This is a genomic window from Mycobacterium sp. ENV421 (genome assembly GCF_002887815.1).
Lineage (GTDB): Bacteria > Actinomycetota > Actinomycetes > Mycobacteriales > Mycobacteriaceae > Mycobacterium.
Window position 1 is genome coordinate 308,316 of the sequence record NZ_PDHO01000004.1, and the last position, 17,999, is coordinate 326,314.

At 65.9% G+C, this 17,999-nt stretch carries 20 protein-coding genes; 14 read left to right on the forward strand and 6 right to left on the reverse strand.

Annotated features, from left to right (window positions below; translation table 11 throughout):
- The first annotated feature begins 35 nt into the window (after window positions 1–35).
- The 5 genes from CRM90_RS07815 (at window position 36) to CRM90_RS07835 (ending at window position 4,953) form a co-directional block, all read left to right on the forward strand.
- Window positions 36–1,046: an aromatic ring-hydroxylating dioxygenase subunit alpha gene (locus CRM90_RS07815; RefSeq protein ID WP_102806408.1), complete on the forward strand. Its 1,011-nt coding sequence runs from the start codon at window positions 36–38 to the stop codon at window positions 1,044–1,046.
- Entirely contained in the window at window positions 1,033–2,118 is a 1,086-nt protein-coding gene (locus CRM90_RS07820) for an NAD(P)H-dependent amine dehydrogenase family protein (RefSeq protein ID WP_102806502.1), read from the forward strand. Before CRM90_RS07815 ends, CRM90_RS07820 begins: the two co-directional genes overlap by 14 nt.
- A 245-nt stretch (window positions 2,119–2,363) precedes the next feature.
- Window positions 2,364–3,032, forward strand: coding sequence for a VldE C-terminal domain-containing protein (locus CRM90_RS07825; protein WP_102806503.1), 669 nt, complete (start codon window positions 2,364–2,366; stop codon window positions 3,030–3,032).
- Window positions 3,033–3,048: 16 nt separating this feature from the next.
- Window positions 3,049–3,510 (forward strand): Rv2253 family sensor-like surface protein, encoded by a 462-nt coding sequence (locus CRM90_RS07830; protein WP_102806409.1) that lies wholly within the window; start codon window positions 3,049–3,051, stop codon window positions 3,508–3,510.
- Window positions 3,511–3,537: 27 nt separating this feature from the next.
- Window positions 3,538–4,953 carry an NCS2 family permease gene (locus CRM90_RS07835; RefSeq protein ID WP_102806410.1) on the forward strand — a complete coding sequence of 472 codons (1,416 nt, stop codon included), beginning with the start codon at window positions 3,538–3,540 and terminating at the stop codon, window positions 4,951–4,953.
- 16 nt (window positions 4,954–4,969) lie between these two features.
- Here the strand turns inward: CRM90_RS07835 and CRM90_RS07840 are convergent, their stop codons facing one another.
- Both CRM90_RS07840 and CRM90_RS07845 read right to left on the reverse strand, forming a co-directional pair.
- A complete protein-coding gene (locus tag CRM90_RS07840; protein WP_102806411.1) occupies window positions 4,970–5,665 on the reverse strand; it encodes a GntR family transcriptional regulator in 696 nt (231 codons plus the stop codon).
- Window positions 5,662–6,195: an HD domain-containing protein gene (locus CRM90_RS07845; protein ID WP_102806412.1), complete on the reverse strand. Its 534-nt coding sequence runs from the start codon at window positions 6,193–6,195 to the stop codon at window positions 5,662–5,664. Before CRM90_RS07845 ends, CRM90_RS07840 begins: the two co-directional genes overlap by 4 nt.
- 108 nt (window positions 6,196–6,303) lie before the next feature.
- Between CRM90_RS07845 and CRM90_RS07850 the strand changes: the two genes are divergently transcribed.
- The 7 genes from CRM90_RS07850 (at window position 6,304) to CRM90_RS07880 (ending at window position 12,815) form a co-directional block, all read left to right on the forward strand.
- On the forward strand, window positions 6,304–7,419 hold the full coding sequence (locus CRM90_RS07850; protein ID WP_199189815.1) for a TIGR03364 family FAD-dependent oxidoreductase: 1,116 nt from the start codon (window positions 6,304–6,306) through the stop codon (window positions 7,417–7,419).
- A gap of 21 nt (window positions 7,420–7,440) precedes the next feature.
- Window positions 7,441–8,142, forward strand: a complete 702-nt coding sequence (locus tag CRM90_RS07855; RefSeq protein ID WP_102806413.1) for a phosphonatase-like hydrolase — start codon at window positions 7,441–7,443, stop codon at window positions 8,140–8,142.
- Window positions 8,142–9,188 (forward strand): 2-aminoethylphosphonate ABC transporter substrate-binding protein, encoded by a 1,047-nt coding sequence (locus CRM90_RS07860; protein ID WP_102806414.1) that lies wholly within the window; start codon window positions 8,142–8,144, stop codon window positions 9,186–9,188. Before CRM90_RS07855 ends, CRM90_RS07860 begins: the two co-directional genes overlap by 1 nt.
- Window positions 9,154–10,362: an ABC transporter ATP-binding protein gene (locus tag CRM90_RS07865; protein WP_102806415.1), complete on the forward strand. Its 1,209-nt coding sequence runs from the start codon at window positions 9,154–9,156 to the stop codon at window positions 10,360–10,362. Before CRM90_RS07860 ends, CRM90_RS07865 begins: the two co-directional genes overlap by 35 nt.
- The gene (locus tag CRM90_RS07870) at window positions 10,359–11,249 is read left to right on the forward strand and encodes a 2-aminoethylphosphonate ABC transporter permease subunit (protein WP_102806416.1); all 891 of its coding nucleotides are present in this window, start codon (window positions 10,359–10,361) and stop codon (window positions 11,247–11,249) included. Before CRM90_RS07865 ends, CRM90_RS07870 begins: the two co-directional genes overlap by 4 nt.
- A gap of 13 nt (window positions 11,250–11,262) precedes the next feature.
- Window positions 11,263–12,060 carry an ABC transporter permease subunit gene (locus CRM90_RS07875; RefSeq protein ID WP_102806417.1) on the forward strand — a complete coding sequence of 266 codons (798 nt, stop codon included), beginning with the start codon at window positions 11,263–11,265 and terminating at the stop codon, window positions 12,058–12,060.
- Between the two features lie 65 nt (window positions 12,061–12,125).
- The gene (locus tag CRM90_RS07880) at window positions 12,126–12,815 is read left to right on the forward strand and encodes an esterase (RefSeq protein WP_102806418.1); all 690 of its coding nucleotides are present in this window, start codon (window positions 12,126–12,128) and stop codon (window positions 12,813–12,815) included.
- On the opposite strand, the gene CRM90_RS07885 is transcribed toward CRM90_RS07880, so the two are convergent.
- Both CRM90_RS07885 and CRM90_RS07890 read right to left on the reverse strand, forming a co-directional pair.
- Window positions 12,804–13,658, reverse strand: coding sequence for a class I SAM-dependent methyltransferase (locus tag CRM90_RS07885; protein ID WP_102806419.1), 855 nt, complete (start codon window positions 13,656–13,658; stop codon window positions 12,804–12,806). The two genes, CRM90_RS07880 and CRM90_RS07885, sit on opposite strands and share 12 nt — an antisense overlap.
- 26 nt (window positions 13,659–13,684) lie before the next feature.
- Window positions 13,685–13,873: a hypothetical protein gene (locus CRM90_RS07890; protein WP_102806420.1), complete on the reverse strand. Its 189-nt coding sequence runs from the start codon at window positions 13,871–13,873 to the stop codon at window positions 13,685–13,687.
- 141 nt (window positions 13,874–14,014) lie between these two features.
- Between CRM90_RS07890 and CRM90_RS07895 the strand changes: the two genes are divergently transcribed.
- Entirely contained in the window at window positions 14,015–15,145 is a 1,131-nt protein-coding gene (locus CRM90_RS07895) for a phosphatase domain-containing protein (protein ID WP_158248992.1), read from the forward strand.
- Window positions 15,146–15,186: 41 nt separating this feature from the next.
- Window positions 15,187–16,413, forward strand: coding sequence for a hypothetical protein (locus CRM90_RS07900; protein WP_102806422.1), 1,227 nt, complete (start codon window positions 15,187–15,189; stop codon window positions 16,411–16,413).
- A gap of 88 nt (window positions 16,414–16,501) precedes the next feature.
- Here the strand turns inward: CRM90_RS07900 and CRM90_RS07905 are convergent, their stop codons facing one another.
- Window positions 16,502–16,969, reverse strand: coding sequence for a cupin domain-containing protein (locus CRM90_RS07905; protein ID WP_102806423.1), 468 nt, complete (start codon window positions 16,967–16,969; stop codon window positions 16,502–16,504).
- A gap of 91 nt (window positions 16,970–17,060) precedes the next feature.
- On the reverse strand, window positions 17,061–17,915 hold the full coding sequence (locus CRM90_RS07910) for an NmrA/HSCARG family protein (protein ID WP_102806424.1): 855 nt from the start codon (window positions 17,913–17,915) through the stop codon (window positions 17,061–17,063).
- Between the last annotated feature and the right edge of the window lie 84 nt (window positions 17,916–17,999).

Consider the following 17,999-nt stretch of genomic DNA (forward strand, 5'->3'; position numbering starts at 1 on the left):
TGACACTTCTATGATCTCTTTCTAGACTCGCCAGCGTGGCGAAACCGTCCCTGTCGATGAAGCCCACCGGCTGGTTCCAGGTGGCGTGGTCCGACGAGATCGCGGTCGGCGACGTCCACCGCATGAAGTATTTCGACACCGACATGGTCGCTTGGCGCGCGCAGTCGGGAGCATTGACCGTGATGGATGCCTACTGCGAACATCTCGGCGCTCACCTCGGATACGGCGGCCAAGTGGTCGGCGAGGTCATCCAGTGCCCGTTTCACGGCTGGCAATGGAACCACGAGGGACGCAACGTCTGTATTCCCTACCAGGACAGGCCAAATCGCGGCCGCCGGATCCCCACCTACCCGGTGGTGGAGCGAAATTCCTCGGTGTACATCTGGCACGACATCGAAGGTAGGTCGCCGTACTTCGACGCGCCGGACATCTTCGCCGACTTCGGGGACGACAAGACCGCCGCCGACTATTACCCGCAGGCCCGGCTGTACCGGCCACAGCTTGAGCTTCATCCGCAATACGTGCTCGAAAACGGGGTGGATTTCGCACATTTCAAGTTCGTGCACCAGACTCCCATCGTGCCGCTGTTCACCCGGCACGACTTCGACGAGCCGGTGTCCTACGTGGATTTCACCATCACCTTCGAGGGCGACGAGGGCCAGATCATCGACGACATCAACAGCGGTGTCGAGGCGATCAACGGCGGACTCGGCGTCGCGGTCACCAAGAGCTGGGGCATGATCGACAACCGCACCATCTCCGCGGTCACCCCGGTCGACGAGAACACCTCCGATGTCCGGTTCATGGTCTACATCGGCCGCAAGCCCGGCGACGACAGCGCCAAAGCCGAAGCCAAGGCGCAGGCGTTCGCCCAGGACGTGATCGACCAGTTCGCCGCCGACATCGAGATCTGGCAGCACCAGCGCTACACCCACCGCCCTGCGCTGGCCACCACCGAGTTCGACGGCTTCACCGCAATTCGTAAGTGGGCCAACCAGTTCTATGCTTCCGACCACCAAGGAGAACCTGCGAATGTCAGCCAATAGCCCGATCCGGGTGTTCCAGGTGGCGACCGGAAACGTCGGCACCGAGATGATCAAGCGCATCGGTGAGCATCGCGGCCTGCAGCTGGTCGGCCTGCACTGCTACTCCCCGGGGAAGATCGGCCGCGACGCCGGTGAAATCGCCGGAATCGCGCCGATCGGTGTCACCGCAACAGGATCCGTCGACGAGATCATCGCCGCCAAGCCCGATGTGCTGACCTTCCACGGGGTCTTCCCCGATGAGGACCTCTATGTGAAGGTGCTCGAGGCGGGCATCAACATCGTCACGACCGCGGACTGGATCACCGGCTGGCATCGCGACACCAATCACCCGCACCACTCCGGCAAGAAGGTGTCGCAGCTTCTGCACGAGGCCTGCGAGAAGGGCGGCTCCAGCTTCTACGGCACCGGCATGAATCCCGGCGTCAACCAGATCCTCGGTGTCGTCTGCTCCTCCGACGTCGCGGAGATCGAGAACGTCACCACCATCGAATCGGTAGACGTGTCGTGCCACCACTCGGCCGACACCTGGAAAGAGGTCGGCTACGGTCTGCCCGTCGACGACCCGGCGCTGCCCGGCATGCTCGAGAAGTACACCCGGGTCTTCGCCGACAGCGTGCTGATGATGGCCGACTGCTTCGACCTCGAACTCGACGAGGTGAAGTTCACCTATGAACTGGGCGCGTGCACCAAAGACGTCGACCTCGGCTGGTACCAGCTGCCCAAGGGCTCACTCGGCGGCAACTACCTCAAGTACCAGGGCATGGTCGACGGTGTGCCGCGGGTCGAGACGCATCTCGAGTGGCAGATGACACCGCACACCGATCCGAGCTGGGACATCAAGGGGTGCTACATCACCCAGATCGCCGGCGACCCGTACGTCTACAACAAGCACATGATCTTTCCGAAGCCGGGCGTCGACCTGTCCGACGTGGAGTCGTTCGCCTCCATCGGCATGACCGTCACGGGGTTGCCGGCGCTCAACGCCATCCCCGCGGTGGTGGCCGCCGCACCCGGGCTGATCACGAGCGCGGACCTGCCGCTGCGTGGATTCGCGGGCCGGTTCAAGAAGTAAAAGCCGCAGTCTGACGGCGATCGAGCGAACGGTAAACGGAGAAGTATCAGTCCGGATTCGGTTTGGTGAACAGAAGATGAACACCGACGTCAGGGCGCACTTTGCCGCGGTCTCGGCGCGTTCCCCGCTGGTCGGCACCTCGGTTCGACAGCAACGGTTCAGAGCCTCTCAACGGTCCTGGACACCAGTCCAGAAGATAGCGAACGGTGTATGGGCGCCGGAACTGTCCAGGTAAAGTGCCGTCCGTGGGAAAGCACCGGTTAGCCAGGCCCCGGCGCCGATGGTCGGTCGCCGTGGTCGCGCTGGCCGCTCTCCCGTTGGCCGCCGTGCTGTCCGGCAGCACCGGTTCCGGCCCCGCCAGGATGACGTCGGGCACCGTCGAGTGCTGTGCCGAATTGGTCGCCGCGGTGCCGATGGATCTGGCCGCCGCACCGATCGGTGCGCACTACGTCGTCATGACGCAGGCCGAGTTGGTGGCCAGCAGAAGTGCGGTCAACCGCACGCCCCTGCACGCACTACCCGCGGGCGTCGGAATCGAACAGGGGCTGCAGCTCAAAACGGTCCTGGCCGAACGCCTCATCAGCGCCTACTTCCCGGAGATCCACAACATCGGCGGCGTACGAGCCGACTCGTTGAAGTGGCATCCGATGGGCTTGGCCATCGACGTGATGATCCCGAATTGGCAGACGCCGGAAGGCAAGGAACTCGGCAACCGGATCGCGGCATTCGCCCTGGCCAACGCAGACCGGCTGTCGTTGAATCACGTGATCTGGCGCCGCATCATCTACGACCACGGCGGCAAACCGTCCCTCATGCCAGATCTCGGCGGAAACGACGCCAACCACTACACTCACGTTCACATCGCCACGAACGGTGGCGGCTATCCCACCGGTGGCGAGAGTTATTTTGGCTGACTTCAAGGTTTTTGGTGTGGTGTCGAGCGCCGCTCTTGTGCTGATCGCCGCGCCGGTCGCGCACGCCGACGAGGTGTTCTGGGGTGGTTGGTACAAGATCACCTTCCACACCGATCAGAAGTCGGGCACGTCGAAAGCGGCGACACAACAGGAAACGCCCTACACCGCCTCGTACAAGATCAACACGGACTGTTCGGCCGACATCTGTACCGCCTCGGTCATCGACGGCCCGACGCCCAAGGACAACGCCGCGCAATCGACCAGTTTCGTCTGGACGGGCTCGCAATGGTCGAGGTCGAACAGCTGGCGATGGGACTGCACACTGCCGGACGGCACAATCACCTACGACCCGGCGCATTCGGTGACGACCTATACCCCGCAATCCGACGGATCGCTGGCGGGCACATTCCAGACCACCATCGAAAGCGGCGCCTGCCAAGGCACGGTCACCATCCCGGTCACCGCAACACCGGCCTGACCCACCTCGTCGCTTAGGGTGCGAAGCGTGAATCGTCTCGACCGCTTCTTCGAGATCACGGCCCGCGGGTCGACGATCGGCGCCGAGGTTCGCGGCGGCCTGGTCACGTTCATCGCGATGGCCTACATCGTCGTGCTGAACCCGATCATCCTGTCCGGGGCCGCCGACGTGACCGGACACAAACTCGGCTTCGCGCAGGTTTCGGCCACCACCTCGCTGGCCGCCGGGGTGATGACGATTCTGTTCGGCGTGTTCGCCCGGCTTCCGTTCGCGTTCGCCGCCGGGCTGGGCATCAACTCGTTCCTGGCCACCACCGTGGTCGGTACTGTCACCTGGCCGGAAGCGATGGGCCTGGTGGTCGTCAACGGCCTCGTCATCGTCGCGCTGGCCGTCACCGGGCTGCGCCGGCTCGTGTTCGACGCGGTGCCCATGCCGCTCAAGCTGGCGATCACCGCCGGCATCGGCCTGTTCATCATGTTCATCGGCCTGGTCGACGCCGGCTTCATCTCCTCGACCGGATTGCCCTCTCCCCCTGTTGGTTTGGGCGGTGGCGGACATGGCTCGATCAGTACCGTGCCCACGGTGGTGTTCATCTTCACACTGCTACTGACCGGCGCACTCGTGGTGCGCAAGGTCCGGGGCGGAATCCTGCTGGGACTCGTGGCCGGCACCGTCGTCGCGGTCATCATCGAAGCGATCTGGCATCTCGGCCCCGCGACCAAAAACCACGGGGGCTGGACCCTGTCAGTGCCGACCTTGTCGGGGTCACCGTTCGCGCTTCCCGACCTATCTCTGGTGGGCGCCTTCAGTTTCGACAGTTTCGGGCGGATCGGCGTCCTGGCCGCCACGATGCTGGTCTTCACGCTGGTGTTCGCGAACTTCTTCGACGCGATGGGCACCTTCACCGGACTGTCCCGGGAAGCCGGACTGGCCGATGACCGGGGCAACTTCCCACGGCTGCGTTCGGCTCTGGTCGTGGAAGGCGCCGGCGCAGTCGTCGGCGGCGCGACGTCGGCCTCGTCGAACACGGTGTTCATCGAATCGGGGGCCGGCATCGAGGAGGGCGCCAAGACCGGGCTGGCCAACCTCGTCACCGGCGCGCTGTTCCTGGCCGCGATGTTCGTCGGGCCGCTGGCCCAGATCGTTCCGACCGAAGTCGCCGCGGCCGCGCTGGTGATCGTCGGGACGATGATGTTCTCCCAACTGCGCCATGTCGATGTCTCGGAATTCTCGGTGGCGCTACCGGTCGTCCTCACAGTCGCGGTGATGCCGTTCAGCTATTCCATCGCCAACGGCATCGGCGTCGGGTTCGTGACGTGGGTGGTGGTGCGCTCCGCCGCCGGCAAGGCCCGCGAGATCAGCCCGCTGCTGTGGATCGTCGCGGCCGGGTTCGTCCTGTACTTCGCCCGCAGCGGGATCGAGTCACTGCTCGGCGTGTCCTAGCCCGGCACGGGCTGACTCACGCATCGTCGACGAGCATCGTCTGGAAGGCCACACGGTCGCCGCGGTACAGCGCGCGGACCACCTCGATGGGCCTTCCGTGGACGTCCAGTGAGCGACGGTGCAGATGCAGCATCGGCATGGCGGTGGTCGTCATCAGCAGACCCGCCTCCCGCGGAGTGGGCAGGATGGTCTCGATGCGCTCCACGGCCGAGGCGAACCGGACCCCCGTCGCACGGATCGCCGCGTACAACGACGTCTCCGCATCGAAGGTTTGATAGAACGTGCCGAACCGGGACAGGGGCAGGTAGGTGCTCTCCAGTCCGATTCGCTCGTTGTCGGCCAACAACACACGCTCGAGGTGCATCACCGGCTCCCCGAGTTCGACATCGAGTCCGGCCGACAGCTCGGCGGTGGCCTCGACGTCCTCCCACGTGACCAGGATGCGGCCTGGCTTGCGCCCCATCCTTTCGGCGCCCTCGGTGTACGACTGCAGCGAAAGTGGTTGTGTGAGTTTCGGCTTCGCGACCACGGTACCGCGGCCACGGCGCTGGATACGGCCCTCCAGGAGCAACTCGTGCAACGCTTGCCGCACCGTGTCACGCGCGACACCAAATCGCACCGCCAGGTCCCGCTCGGCGGGTACGGCGTCTCCCTCCTGCAAGTCCGCCAAGAGTTCGGCGAGGCCGCTGCGGACCAGATGCACCTTGCTCATGTCGTGCGGCGTCTGAGTACTCGCTCAGCGATGACCAGGACATCGGCGATGCTCAACGCCGGCGCCCCGGGAACTTTCGCGGCGTCGTCGTAGCGCCGTAGCCGCAGCCCGTCGGACCACCAAGGGTGCCACGATATTTCGTCATCGACGGCTGGGCCACCCTGCTGCCGCAGCGATAGCACCGACCGCGGTGACAGCGCTTCGGCATAGGCCGGGTCGGTGGCGGCCAGGTAGCGCTTGGCCATCACATGAGCACCCGCGAGCCATCCCACGCGGCTGCCGTAGCGCGGGGTGAGCCAGTTGCGTGCGGCGACGTCGTGGCGATCTCGGTCGGGACCGACGTACAGCGGGCTGTGCGCCAGATCGTGCAGGGCGGCAGCCAGCACCAGTTCGTCGTCGGCGCCGTCGTCGACGGCGCGGGCCGCGGCCTGCATCGCGTGGTCGAGTTCGTCGACACAGTCTTCGTCCCACACGTCACGCAGCGACCTGAGTAAGGCTGACGTCTCCGCCAGCACCTCGGTGAGGGCCATGGCTGACAGGATAACGCGAATTGGTCTATACCAATCGTTTGGCTTCTGTTCAGGTGCGCGGAACCGCACCGTAGGTCCGCCGACGCTCGGGGCGTAGAGCCTCTATCCATGCGGGTGACCATTGTCGGTGGCGGCGTGCTGGGAGCCGCCCATGCGTGGGAGGCCGTCGAACGCGGGCACACCGTCGTCCATCTGGAACGAGAGGTCGAAGCACGCGGCGCCACCGTGCGCAACTTCGGACTGGTCTGGGTCTCCGGACGCGCGGAGTGCGAACTCGACGCCGCCCTGCGGGCTCGCGAATTGTGGGAGAAGATCGGCGAGCGAGTCCCCGGCGTGGGCTTTCGTCCCGCGGGGTCGCTGACGCTGCTGCGCACCGCCCGAGAGGTGGCCGTCGCCGAGGAGGTGAGCCGCCGTCCCGACGCCGCCCGCCGCGGCTTCCGCTTGCTGGAACCCACCGAGGTGCGTGCACTCAACCCCGCGTTGCGTGGCAACTTCCTTGCCGGACTCCATTGTTCACGCGATGCCGCCGTGGAATCACGGCAAGCCTTGCCCGCCATCCGCGCACATCTGGAAAACAGCGGTCGGTACCTGTTCTTTCCGGGCACTGAAGCCCGATCGGTCGAGCGTCACGCCGTGCGCGACGACCATGGCCGCCATCACGAGGGCGATGTCGTACTGCTGTGCCCCGGCGCGGCGCATGGCGGGCTCACTCGCGAACTCGCCGGAGATCTTCCGGTGCGGCGGGTGCGGCTACAGATGATGCAGACCGAGCCACTCGGCGAACCGCTGAGCACCGCGATCGCCGACGGCGACAGCTTTCGGTACTACCCGGCTTTCGCCGGGACCGCACTGAACAGATTGCGGGACAACGAGCCTCAGCATCCCATTGCAGAAGCTGACCGGATGCAACTGTTGTGCGTGCAGCGACTCCACGGCGGACTCACGATCGGCGACACCCACGAATACACCGAGCCGTTCGGCTTCGATGTACACGAGGCGCCCTACTCGTATCTCGTGGAGTTGGTCGAAGAGCTTCTGGGACGGCGTTTGCCGCCGGTTCGCCAACGGTGGGCCGGGGTGTACAGCCAGTGCGTCGACCCGGGCGAACTGGTGTGCCGGCGCGCGATCGGCGACGGCAACTGGGTGATCACCGGGCCCGGAGGCCGCGGGATGACGCTGGCGCCCGCGATCGCCGAACACACCGCAGAACTGATCGGGCTCTGAACGGAAACCGAGGAAAACATCATGGCGAACAACGATATTCAACTCGCAGTCATCGATATGGCCGGCACCACGGTAGCCGACGACGGCCTGGTGGTCGAGGCCTTCGAGGCTGCCGCCACCGCGGCGGGCCTGCCGCCGAGTGGCGAAGAACGCGAACGCGCGCGCCGCTATGTGCTCGACACCATGGGCCAGTCGAAGATCGCTGTCTTCCGCGCTTTGTTCGGAACAGAAGAGCTGGCACAGCGGGCCAATCAAGCCTTCGAGCAGGCCTACGACGAACTGATCGACACCGGCAACGCCCGGCCGATTCCGGGGGCGGCCGACGCCATCACCGCCTTGCGGCAGGCCGGCGTGAAGGTCGCATTGACCACCGGATTCAGCGCCGCCACCCAGGACAAACTGCTGGCCGCGCTCGGCTGGCAGTCGCTGGCCGATCTGACACTGGCGCCAGGCGACGACGTTCGCGGCCGGCCTTACCCCGACCTGATCCTGACCACGCTGATGCGTCTGCAGGTCGACGGGGTCGGCAACGTCGCGGCGCTGGGAGACACCAGCAGCGACATCCACAGCGCGCTACGCGCCGGCTGCGCAGTCGCGGCCGGCACGCTCACCGGCGCGCACAACGCCGCGCAACTGCGGGACGCCGGGGCCACCCACATCGTGTCGACCGTGACCGAATTCGCCGACCTGATCACCCAAACCCGCGTAACCGGAAGGTACTGATGAAGATTCGAAATTGGACGGCGGTGGCCACCGTCGCCCTCGTCGCGACACTGCTCAGCGCGTGTGGCGGTACCGGCACCTCGAGCTCCGGCGGCGGCACGACGCTGACTGTCTACAGCGCCGACGGCCTGGGTAACTGGTACAAGGGTCAGTTCGCCAAATTCACCAAGGACACCGGGATCAACGTCAACGTCGTCGAAGCGGGCTCCGGCGAGGTGGTATCGCGGGTGGAGAAAGAGCAATCCAATCCGCAGGCTGACTTGTTGGTCACTCTGCCGCCGTTCATTCAGAAAGCGGACAAGTCCGGTCTGCTGCAGGCCGGTGACGCCGATACGACCGGCATCTCGCCGGACCTTGTCGGCCCCGACGGCAAGTACGTGGCGATCGTCAACAATGCTCTGAGCTTCATTGCCAATCCCGGCGCGAACCCGATGCCGGTCAGCTGGGATGACCTACTGAAGCCGGAATTCAAGGGGAAGGTGCAGTATTCGACCCCCGGGCAGGCCGGCGACGGGACCGCGGTGCTCGTTCTGCTGCAGCATCTGATGGGCACGCCAGGCGCGCTGGACTACCTGGGCAAGCTGCAGGCCAACAACGTCGGACCGTCGTCGTCCACCGGAAAATTGCAGCCCAAGGTGAGCAACGGCGAACTGCTGGTGGCCAACGGTGACGTTCAGATGAATCTGGGCTCGATCAAAGACGACGGCTCGAAGTTCGTCATTTTCTTCCCCGAGATGGCCGACCACACCCGAACCACGGTCGCGCTGCCCTATGTCGCAGGTGTCACCAAGGGTGCACCGCATGTAGACGCGGCCAAGAAATTGTTGAGCTTCCTGCTGTCCGATGAGGTGCAGAAGACAGTTGCCACAGATGCTTTGGGCATCCCGGTCAAGGATGCCGTGGTCTCGGCGTCGGCCGGCTCGTCGGATACCACCACACCCACCGGCCTGCTCAACGGTGTGCAGGTCTGGTCGCCGGACTGGAACGCGGTGCTCACCGACCTCGACGCCGATGTCGCCGCCTATCAGAAGGCCACCGGGAACTGAGGTGAGCGAGATCGCCGTCAGCTCATCTCAGGCCACCTCGACCAGCCGGTCGGCACCGGCGGTATCCGACGCGGCCCCGGCCATCACCTTCGATCGGGTGGGGGTGAGCTACCGGCGTGGCAAGAAGAGGACCGACGCGCTGATCGACTTCAACCTCAGAGTCGCCGTCGGTGAAACCGTCGCGCTGTTGGGCCCCAGCGGGTCGGGCAAGTCGACCGCCCTGAACGCGCTCGCCGGATTCGTCCGGCCGACGTCCGGTCGGGTCCGGCTCAGCGGACGCGATGTCACCGATCTGCCGCCGTCGAAGCGCGGGATCGGGGTCGTGCTGCAGTCGTACGCCTTGTTTCCGCACATGCGGGTCGCCGACAACGTCGCCTTCGGATTGAAGTCCCACCGGGTCGCCCGCCGGGAGATCGGTCCGCGCGTTGCCGAAGCGCTCGACATGGTGGGTATGGCGTCTTTCGGAAAGCGTTTGCCGCGTGAACTTTCCGGTGGACAGCAGCAGCGGGTGGCGATCGCGCGTGCATTGGCGATCCGCCCCAAGGTGCTTCTGCTCGACGAGCCGCTGGCGGCCCTGGATGCGCGGCTTCGTCAGTCGATGCTGGCGGAATTGCAGCAACTCAAAGAGGCACTGCCCGACACCGCGATGCTGTACGTCACCCATGACCAGGCCGAGGCGCTGGCACTGGCCGATCGCGTGGTTGTGATGAACGACGCGCGGCTGATGGATGTCGATACCGCCCAGAACCTGTGGACGCGCCCGCCGACGAGTTTCACGGCGGCCTTTCTCGGCGGGGCCAACCTGATCCCGTGCACCATCGGGCGCGTCATCGGCACCTCCGCGCTGGTGAGTGTCGCACACAAGACCGTCAGCGCCGAGGCGCCGCAGCCCGCCGTTGGGAAGGTCGAGTGGGCGCCCGGCGCGCAGGCGCTGCTGTGCATTCGGCCGCATGCGCTACAAATCGTGGGGTTGGGCCATCCGGAAGCACTGCGTGCCACCGTCAACGCGTCGGTGTGGCGGGGTGCGACGACGCGTGTGGTGTTGTCGGTGGCAGGGATGACCGACCGCCTCATCGAGGTGGACGCGCCCGGACACACCGGCTACCCGGTGGGCACCGAGGTCGGTGTGCGTTTTCCGCAACCTGCGGGCGTGCTCGTCCAGGTGGGTCGATGACGGCACTTCTCGACCAGCCGGCACCGACCGAGGCGGCACCCACCGGCCGACCGGGCCGCGGCCGCAGGCAGGTGTGGTGGACACTGCCGCCGCTGCTCATCGTGCTGCTCGTCGCGGTCTACCCGTTGTTACGAGTGTGCCTGGAATCGGCCAAAGTTCGCGGCGACGGCCTCGGTACCGACACGTGGGAATCGGTGTTGAGTTCGCCGGCTTTTCGGTCTGCCCTGTGGCGCACCGTGGCGATCGCGGTGACGTCGACAACCGGCTGTCTGGTTCTGGGGACATTTCTGGCAGTCGTGTTGGCATTCATGCCATTTCGGGGATCATCGGTGGTCGGCCGACTCATCGACTCGGTCCTCGCACTGCCATCGTTTCTGATCACGCTCGCTTTCACGTTCATCTACGGCAGCGCGGGCGCGGTCAATGCATTGATCTCCACCGTCGGCGGAAGCTCATCGCCGGCGCTCAATTTCTTGTACACCCCGGCGGGCGTGATCGCTGCCGAGATCACCTTCTTCACTCCGTTCGTCATCCGCCCGCTGTTGGCGGCTTTCGCGCTTCTCCCCCGCCAGCAACTCGACGTTGCGGCGAGTCTGGGTGCGTCTCCCCTGCGGGTGCTGTGGTCGGTGATCATGCCCGAAGCGTGGCCGGCTCTGATGGCCGGCGGCAGCCTGGTGTTGCTGTTGACACTCAACGAATTCGGGATCGTCCTGTTCACCGGCGCGAAGGGTGTGATCACACTGCCGGTGCTGATCTACACCCGGGGAATTGTGACGTTCGACCTGCCCGGCGCGGCGGTGATCGCGACAGTCCAGATCGCGCTGTCCCTGGCCCTGTATGCCGGCTACCGGGCCGTCTTCACCCGCGTCTCCGTCGGCCGGGCCTGAGGGGATTAGCCGGATGTTGCTGTGGGGCAGGCGTAGTCGCGTCATAGTGTTGACCGTCTTCGCTGTGGTGGTGCTGGTGGTGTTCGTCGCCCCCCTGGGAACCGTGGTGATCGCCGGACTCTCCGGCGCGTGGAACGGTCCGCTGCCGTCGAACGTCGGGTTCGCCAGATTCGGACCGGCGCTCTCCGGCGAGAATCTCGCCAGCCTTTCCGTCAGTGTGCAGACCGCGGTCCTGGCCGGCGGCCTCGCGCTCGTGTTCGGAACCTGGGCCGCGATCGCGGTCCAGGATGCGCCCCGCTGGCTGGGCCGATTGACCGATGCCGTATTCCATCTGCCGATCGCGGTGCCGTCGGTCGCAATCGGACTGGGGCTCTTGATCGCCTTCAACAGCCGTCCCGTCCTTCTGGGGGGCACCCGGTGGATCGTCATCCTCGCCCACTTCGTGCTGGTGCTCGCGTTCGCTTTCAGTGCGGTGTCGGCTGCGCTGAATCGGTTGGACCCGGCCTACCGGCAGGTCGCGGAGTCGCTGGGTGCCGGCCCGGCCCGAGTGTTCCTACGGGTCACCCTTCCGCTTCTGTTGCCCGCGCTCGGCGCGGCCGCCGGGCTGGCCGTGGCACTGTCGATGGGCGAGCTGGGTGCCACGGTGATGGTGTATCCCGCAACATGGAAAACACTGCCGGTGACCATCTTCGGGCTCACTGATCGCGGTCAGGCATTTCAGGCGGCGGCCAGCACCACACTGTTGCTTCTCGTCACACTGCTGGTACTGGTGGTCCTCGGGCGCATCCGAGGCCGAGCTGCCCTCCGCTAGACCGCTTGCCCGTTGGCCGCGACGCCATGTCCTAGTCTGGGTCGACACGACGGAAGGACCCCGACATGCGCAAGGCGACCCTGGCCACGCTGATCGCGGCCGCCGCGATCACGGGCGCCCCCGGCATCGCCGCGGCCGCGCCCACGAACTACTGCGGCGATCTCAAGGGCGTCGACAACGGGCAGACGTGCGATATTCAGCAATCCGCCTCGGCATACCAGGTCAAGATCAGCTTCCCCAGCCGCTACCCGGACCTCAAGCCCGTCGCCGACTACATCAGCCGGACTCGCGACGGCTTCCTCAACGTGGCCAAGGCGTCCAATCCGGGCGACGTGCCGTTCGAGCTCGACATCACCGCAACCTCGTACACCTCGACGGTCCCGCCCCGTACCAGCGAGTCCCTGGTCCTGCAGAACTACGAGAACATCGGCGGCGCACACCCCGGCACATCGTTCAAAGCGTTCAACTGGGATCAGGCCTCCGGCACGCCGATCACCTACGACACGCTGTGGCGCCCGGACGCCGACCCCTTGCCGGTGGTGTATCCGATCGTCGTCGCCGAATTGCAGAAACAGGCCGGCCAGCCGATCTCGGTCGATCCGGTGACGGGGATGGACCCCGCGAGTTACCAGGACTTCGCGATCACCAACGACGGCGTGATCTTCTTCTTCAGCCAGGGCCAGCTGCTGCCCGAGTCGGCGGGCGCCACCCAGGTGCTGGTTCCGCGCTCGGCGATCGATCCGTTATTGGCCTGAGCGCGCCCGCGGCGTGACACACACTGCCGCGCTCCACATCTTGTCGCCCGGGTTGCGCGGATCGGGCTGCGGTAGGCGGGCCGCGAGCCGAAGGAGCAGCGGCAACCGCCGAAACCGGCGGGCCGCCGTCAACAGTGATTCCGAGGAAACGACCGACCAGCCCAGGTTTTCGAAGAACGCCAGCCCGTTGGGTGGGGCGAACTTGATCGGCGCGTTGCGCATCATGCCGTCGGTCTTGTCGTTCATCGTCTTCTTGATCCCGCCGGATCCGAAATCGAATGTCCACCAAGCAATCTCGGGGCGCTTAAAAGCCGCGGACAGCCCGATGACATCGGCTTCGTCCAGATACATCAGCAGACCCTCGGTCAGCACGAAGGCTTTCGTCGCCCCGGCGAGAGCCTCGTCGAGAAACGCGTTCCGGGCGCGCGGATCGGCCAGGTCTACGGCGTGGCGCGACAGCCGGCAGCGCGGGGTCTGATCGGCCAGCAGTTGCTCTTTCTCGGCGACCAGGGCCGGAAGGTCGGCTTCGACCCACTCCAGCCCGGCCGGCAGGTCCAGCCGGTAGGGCCGGGTGTCGAGACCGGCCGCCAGGTTCAGCACCCTGTCACACCCTTGGCTGATGGCCTGCGCAATGAGGTCGTCGATGATCTTGGTGCGGGCGACCAGCCACCAGCCGTCGCGAATGCTGCGCGGCGCGGCGGCGATGATGGCGTGACCCTGTTGCCCCGCCAGCCGTTCGGCCAGCGGATCGCGGAACAGCGCGTCGGGCCGCGCCGATTCCTTCGCCCGGTGCGCGGTCACCCAGCGGGCGGTGTCGGAGACGTTCGAGACGAGCGAGTCCATGGGCGACAGTGTCCCAGACCGCGGGGTCAGAACACCGGCAGGTGCGCGGCCGCGATCATCGGCAGCCGGCCGGCGTTCACGGCGCGCCCTTCCACCATGGCGGGCACCCGACCGGTCCAGGTCGCGCCGTAATAGGGATCGATCGGAGTCAGCGCATCCGCGCCGCCGAGGCTGTTGCCCACCCGCTCCAGCCAACGCGAGATTCGAGCCTTCATGGCTGACCTCCAGTTCGGTGTTGTCGTCGTTGCCATGACTCTGCTGGTTCGCGAGCGTCGACGGCATCGGCCGGTCGGCCGATGCAGAGGATGAATCCGGTGTCCACCAATCGGGGGACGTCGGGCTGCCATGCTGTTCCCATGCCTCGTCTGCCTCGCCGGATCACATCGGATCTGACCGCCGTCGTGGCCGGGCTGGAGGGCAAGCTCACTGAACGACGTCGTGACCTCAAGGTGCAGTTGGGCGCCTTCCGTGGTGTTCACGTGGTGGTCTACCGCGGGTATGTGGCCGAGGACGTCGCCAAGGTCCGGGTCCGGGTGATGGAGACACCGGAGTTGCCCGGCGACAGCAGGATCCCGTACTGGGACGTCGCGCAGAGCAATGTGCGACGGCACGCGACGTTGTCCATCGTCGGTACCGAGGTCGAGCTGCGCATCGGCAGGCATCGGGCCACCGAGGTCACCGACAGCCACGGCTTCGCCAACTTCTCACTGCCGGTGCCCAAGCTGCGGGTCGGCTGGCACACGGCGGAGGCGGTCGCCGCGGGGATCGGTGACGACGAACCGGCCGTCGGCACCGGCTGGGTGATGAAACCGTCGCTGGCCGCGCCCTATCTGGTGATCTCCGACATCGACGACACCATTCTTCTCACCGGCCTGACCGAGGGTGTGGCGATGGTCGCCAGGACCTTGCTGCACGCTGTGGAGCAACGCAGGGCGATCCCCGGCATGGCGCCGTTCTACCGCGGTCTGGCCCGCGGCGTCGAGAGCCGCACCGGCAGCCGTCGAGCGGAACCCACGTTCTTCTACGTCTCGACGGGCAGCTGGTCGTTCTATTCGATGCTGGAACAGTTCGTGGAATTGCGCGCCTTTCCGCCAGGTCCGATGTTCCTCACCGACTGGGGCCCGACCGAGCGCTACCTGCGACGCAGCGGTGCCGAGCACAAACGAGCCGCCGTGCGCCGGCTGTTCGAGGCCTATCCACGGATGCGTTTCGTCGTCATCGGCGACAGCGGTCAGCGCGATCCGCTGATCTACGAGGAGGTGGCGCGCGAATTCCCCGCACGGGTGCTCGCGGCCATCATCCGGCAGGTCGGCGCCGACGACGACGAGCGCAACGTGTCATTGCGCGAGCACGCGCAGGCGCTGCGCGACGAGGGCATTCCAATGCACCTGGTGGCAGACGCCGGGCAGGCCGCCGAACTGGCCCGCAGTCTGCGTCTCTGCGACGAAGACACGGTCTCCGAAGTGCGCGCCGAACTGAACGACTGAACACCGACATCAATATTTGCTGAACTGATAGTCTCTGCAGCGTGCAGGCATCGGGGTATTTCGCAGGCGGTGTGCTCGCGCTCGGGATCGGCGCTGGGCTCTTCCTCGGGCACGGGGTGGCCTCGGCCGCTCCCGACGCCGGATCCGCTGCCCAGAAGTCGGTGACGAAGCCCGCCGCCAAGTCGGCGCGGCAGGCCGGCCGACCCACGCCGGCACGCAGTGACACTCACCACCCGGCCGCACGACTGGCCGCACGCTCTGCTCCCCGATCGATCGAAAAGACAACCGCGACAACGACTGTGGCGCCCACTGTATCGGTGACACTGCCGCCGATTCCGGTCGTCAGTGGCGCGTCGTTCACGGTGTCCACCGGATTCATGAAGCCGTTTGCCACGAATTTCGTTGCCGCCGGCGGTGATCCGGCCGACAGCGCACGGTTCTTCTTCGGCGACCTGGCCGTCAAGAGTCTGGACTCGCTGGCCGAGGACAACATACCGGCACCCCAGGTGCGGTTGCTGATGGGCAACCTGGCGGCATCGGGCTACTTCGGCGGAATCTGGTTGCGCGACAACCTGCACGCCAGCCCCACCAGCACCCCGGCGATCCCGGCACCCCCTGGGCCGTTCCCGGCAATCGACCTGTCCCCGTCGGCGATCGGCATCCGGTTGTTCGACGCGGTGTCGGCCGGGTTGACGGGCGCGGCGGCCAGTGCGCCGGATTGGGTCGTCTCTGCGGTCGCACACGTCTCGGTGCCGGTGCTGCTGGCGCTCTACGGGTACAACCGCGGCTATCTGCAGGTGGTACTGGAGCATCCGCCGGCGGGCGTGCCGTCGATGCAGGACACATTGGCCTGCAGCGGCTTTCTGGCGTGCAACTCGACGGCGTTCCCGCTGGAACTCGCCACGCATTACGACAGCGCACTGGGCAAGCTCGACGACCCGGCCACGCCCGGCTGGGCGGAGATGTCGATGTGGACCAGCGTGCTCCAAGGAGCTACCGGCGCGGGGCGGTTCGTCTGGGAAGGGCTGGCCCAAGCCGGCTTCTCCCCCGCTTCGTATACCGCACTGGTGCAGCTGAGTTCGGCATACCTGATGGTCAGCAAGGCCGCCGTACTGTCCAGCATGACCGCCTACGCCGACGGCGATGCGGCCATCGGTCGCAGCTCACTGCGGCTGCAAGCGGGACTGTGGATGTGGTCAGGCGCGTACTTCGCCGGCCTGGCCTCGAGCGCCGCTCCGGGCACCATACCGAAAGTTGTTGTCGTCTAAGTTTTTGGAGCGCGCCCGGCGCCAGAACCGTCTACGAGGTTCCTCCTTGGCGCACACCCCACCGGGTAAGACCCGCTCGGACGGAATGTCAACGTGGGGGGCCAAGAATGATCTGGCCGAATTCCCTTGCCCCTTCGGCCATCTTCGAAGGCGTGATCTCGAAGTCGTCCGGTCGCGGCGTCGCCCGATCGCGCCCAGAATGCCGGAACATGCCCTCGATCCCCGCCGGAGTATTGATCATCAGCAAGTCAGCCGTCTTCGATGTGATGCGGTAAGCGTGCGGAATGTTCTTGGGCAAGAACACGATCCCACCCTCGGATAGCTCCATCTCTTGGTCATCGACCCAAACCAATGCCGTTCCCTTGATCAGCATGAAAACCTCGTCTTCGCGGGTGTGCTTGTGGTACGGCGGCGCCTCACCTTCGCCGACGTCAAACCGTCCGACCATCAATTGGCCGTCAGTTGCCTTGCCGTCCAGCAAGATCGCCAGCGTGCCACCATCGAGCCATTCCAGTTTTTGCTGCTGTTCGGGTTGAGCCAGGTATGCCATGCTCATATCGCGTCGCCTCTCGTGATAGGACAGCCAGAGGTCCTGTGTTTGTGCGGGTTCCAGGCCCCGCGCCGGCCGAACTGCCAGGTCGGGCTGATCATCGGTTCCAGCGCTGATCGAGCCACTGTTCGAATGTCTGCACAGAAGGGGCGAGTTCCGCGGTGAGCGCCCGATCTGCTTGGTAGGACGGCGGCGTGGAGAACCACGTGAACATCGCGCGCAGGTCGTCATCTCCGGCAGCGGTTGTCGGCAGAGCTTCGAAACGAGCTGGTTGTGCCGCCCGGCGTCCGAAGACGTCGGCGATCTGCGAGCCGGTCAGCTCGTCGCCGGCGATCTCGACCGCTCCCGTGGGGACACGAGACGGGTCGATGAGCACAGCGCCGGCGACGGCGCCGATGTCGCTGACGGCCACCATTTGCAGCGGAACACCGTCGGGCATCGGAAGGCGCACGACTATATCGTTCGCCTCAAAGTTCGACGACTGGCTCAGCAGATTGTCATAGAAGAACGTCGGCCGCACGTATGTGGCTGGTATTTCCAGGCTTTCGATGTACTCCTCGACGCGGCGCTTGCTCTCGAAGTGCGGGATCCCGGTGTGCCGCTCCGCGCCGCCCACCGAGCTGTACACGAGATGCTCGACTCCGGCAGACTTGGCCGCATCCGCGATGAGGATGCCATCGTTGATCTCACCCTCCGTGCCACGGCCCGATGTCATCGTCGTCATCGCGAAGACACGTTCGACGCCCTCGAAGGCCGTGCGAACACTTGCCGGGTCGTCGAAATCAGCGATCGCCAGTTTGGCTCCGGCAGCTACCAGCGCCTGCGCAGCCGGTTTCTGCGGGTCGCGGACCAGCGCCCGTACCGCCACCCCAGCGCTCAGCAGAGCCCGCGCGGTGGCACCGCCCTGCTGCCCGGTTGCTCCAACGACGGCGACCACACCAGATAGCGCCACACTCTTCTCCGATCACGGGCCGCAGCTGTGTCGCGCGGATGCGGCGACGGTTAGGAGCGGACGAAATATTCCGCATAACGATAG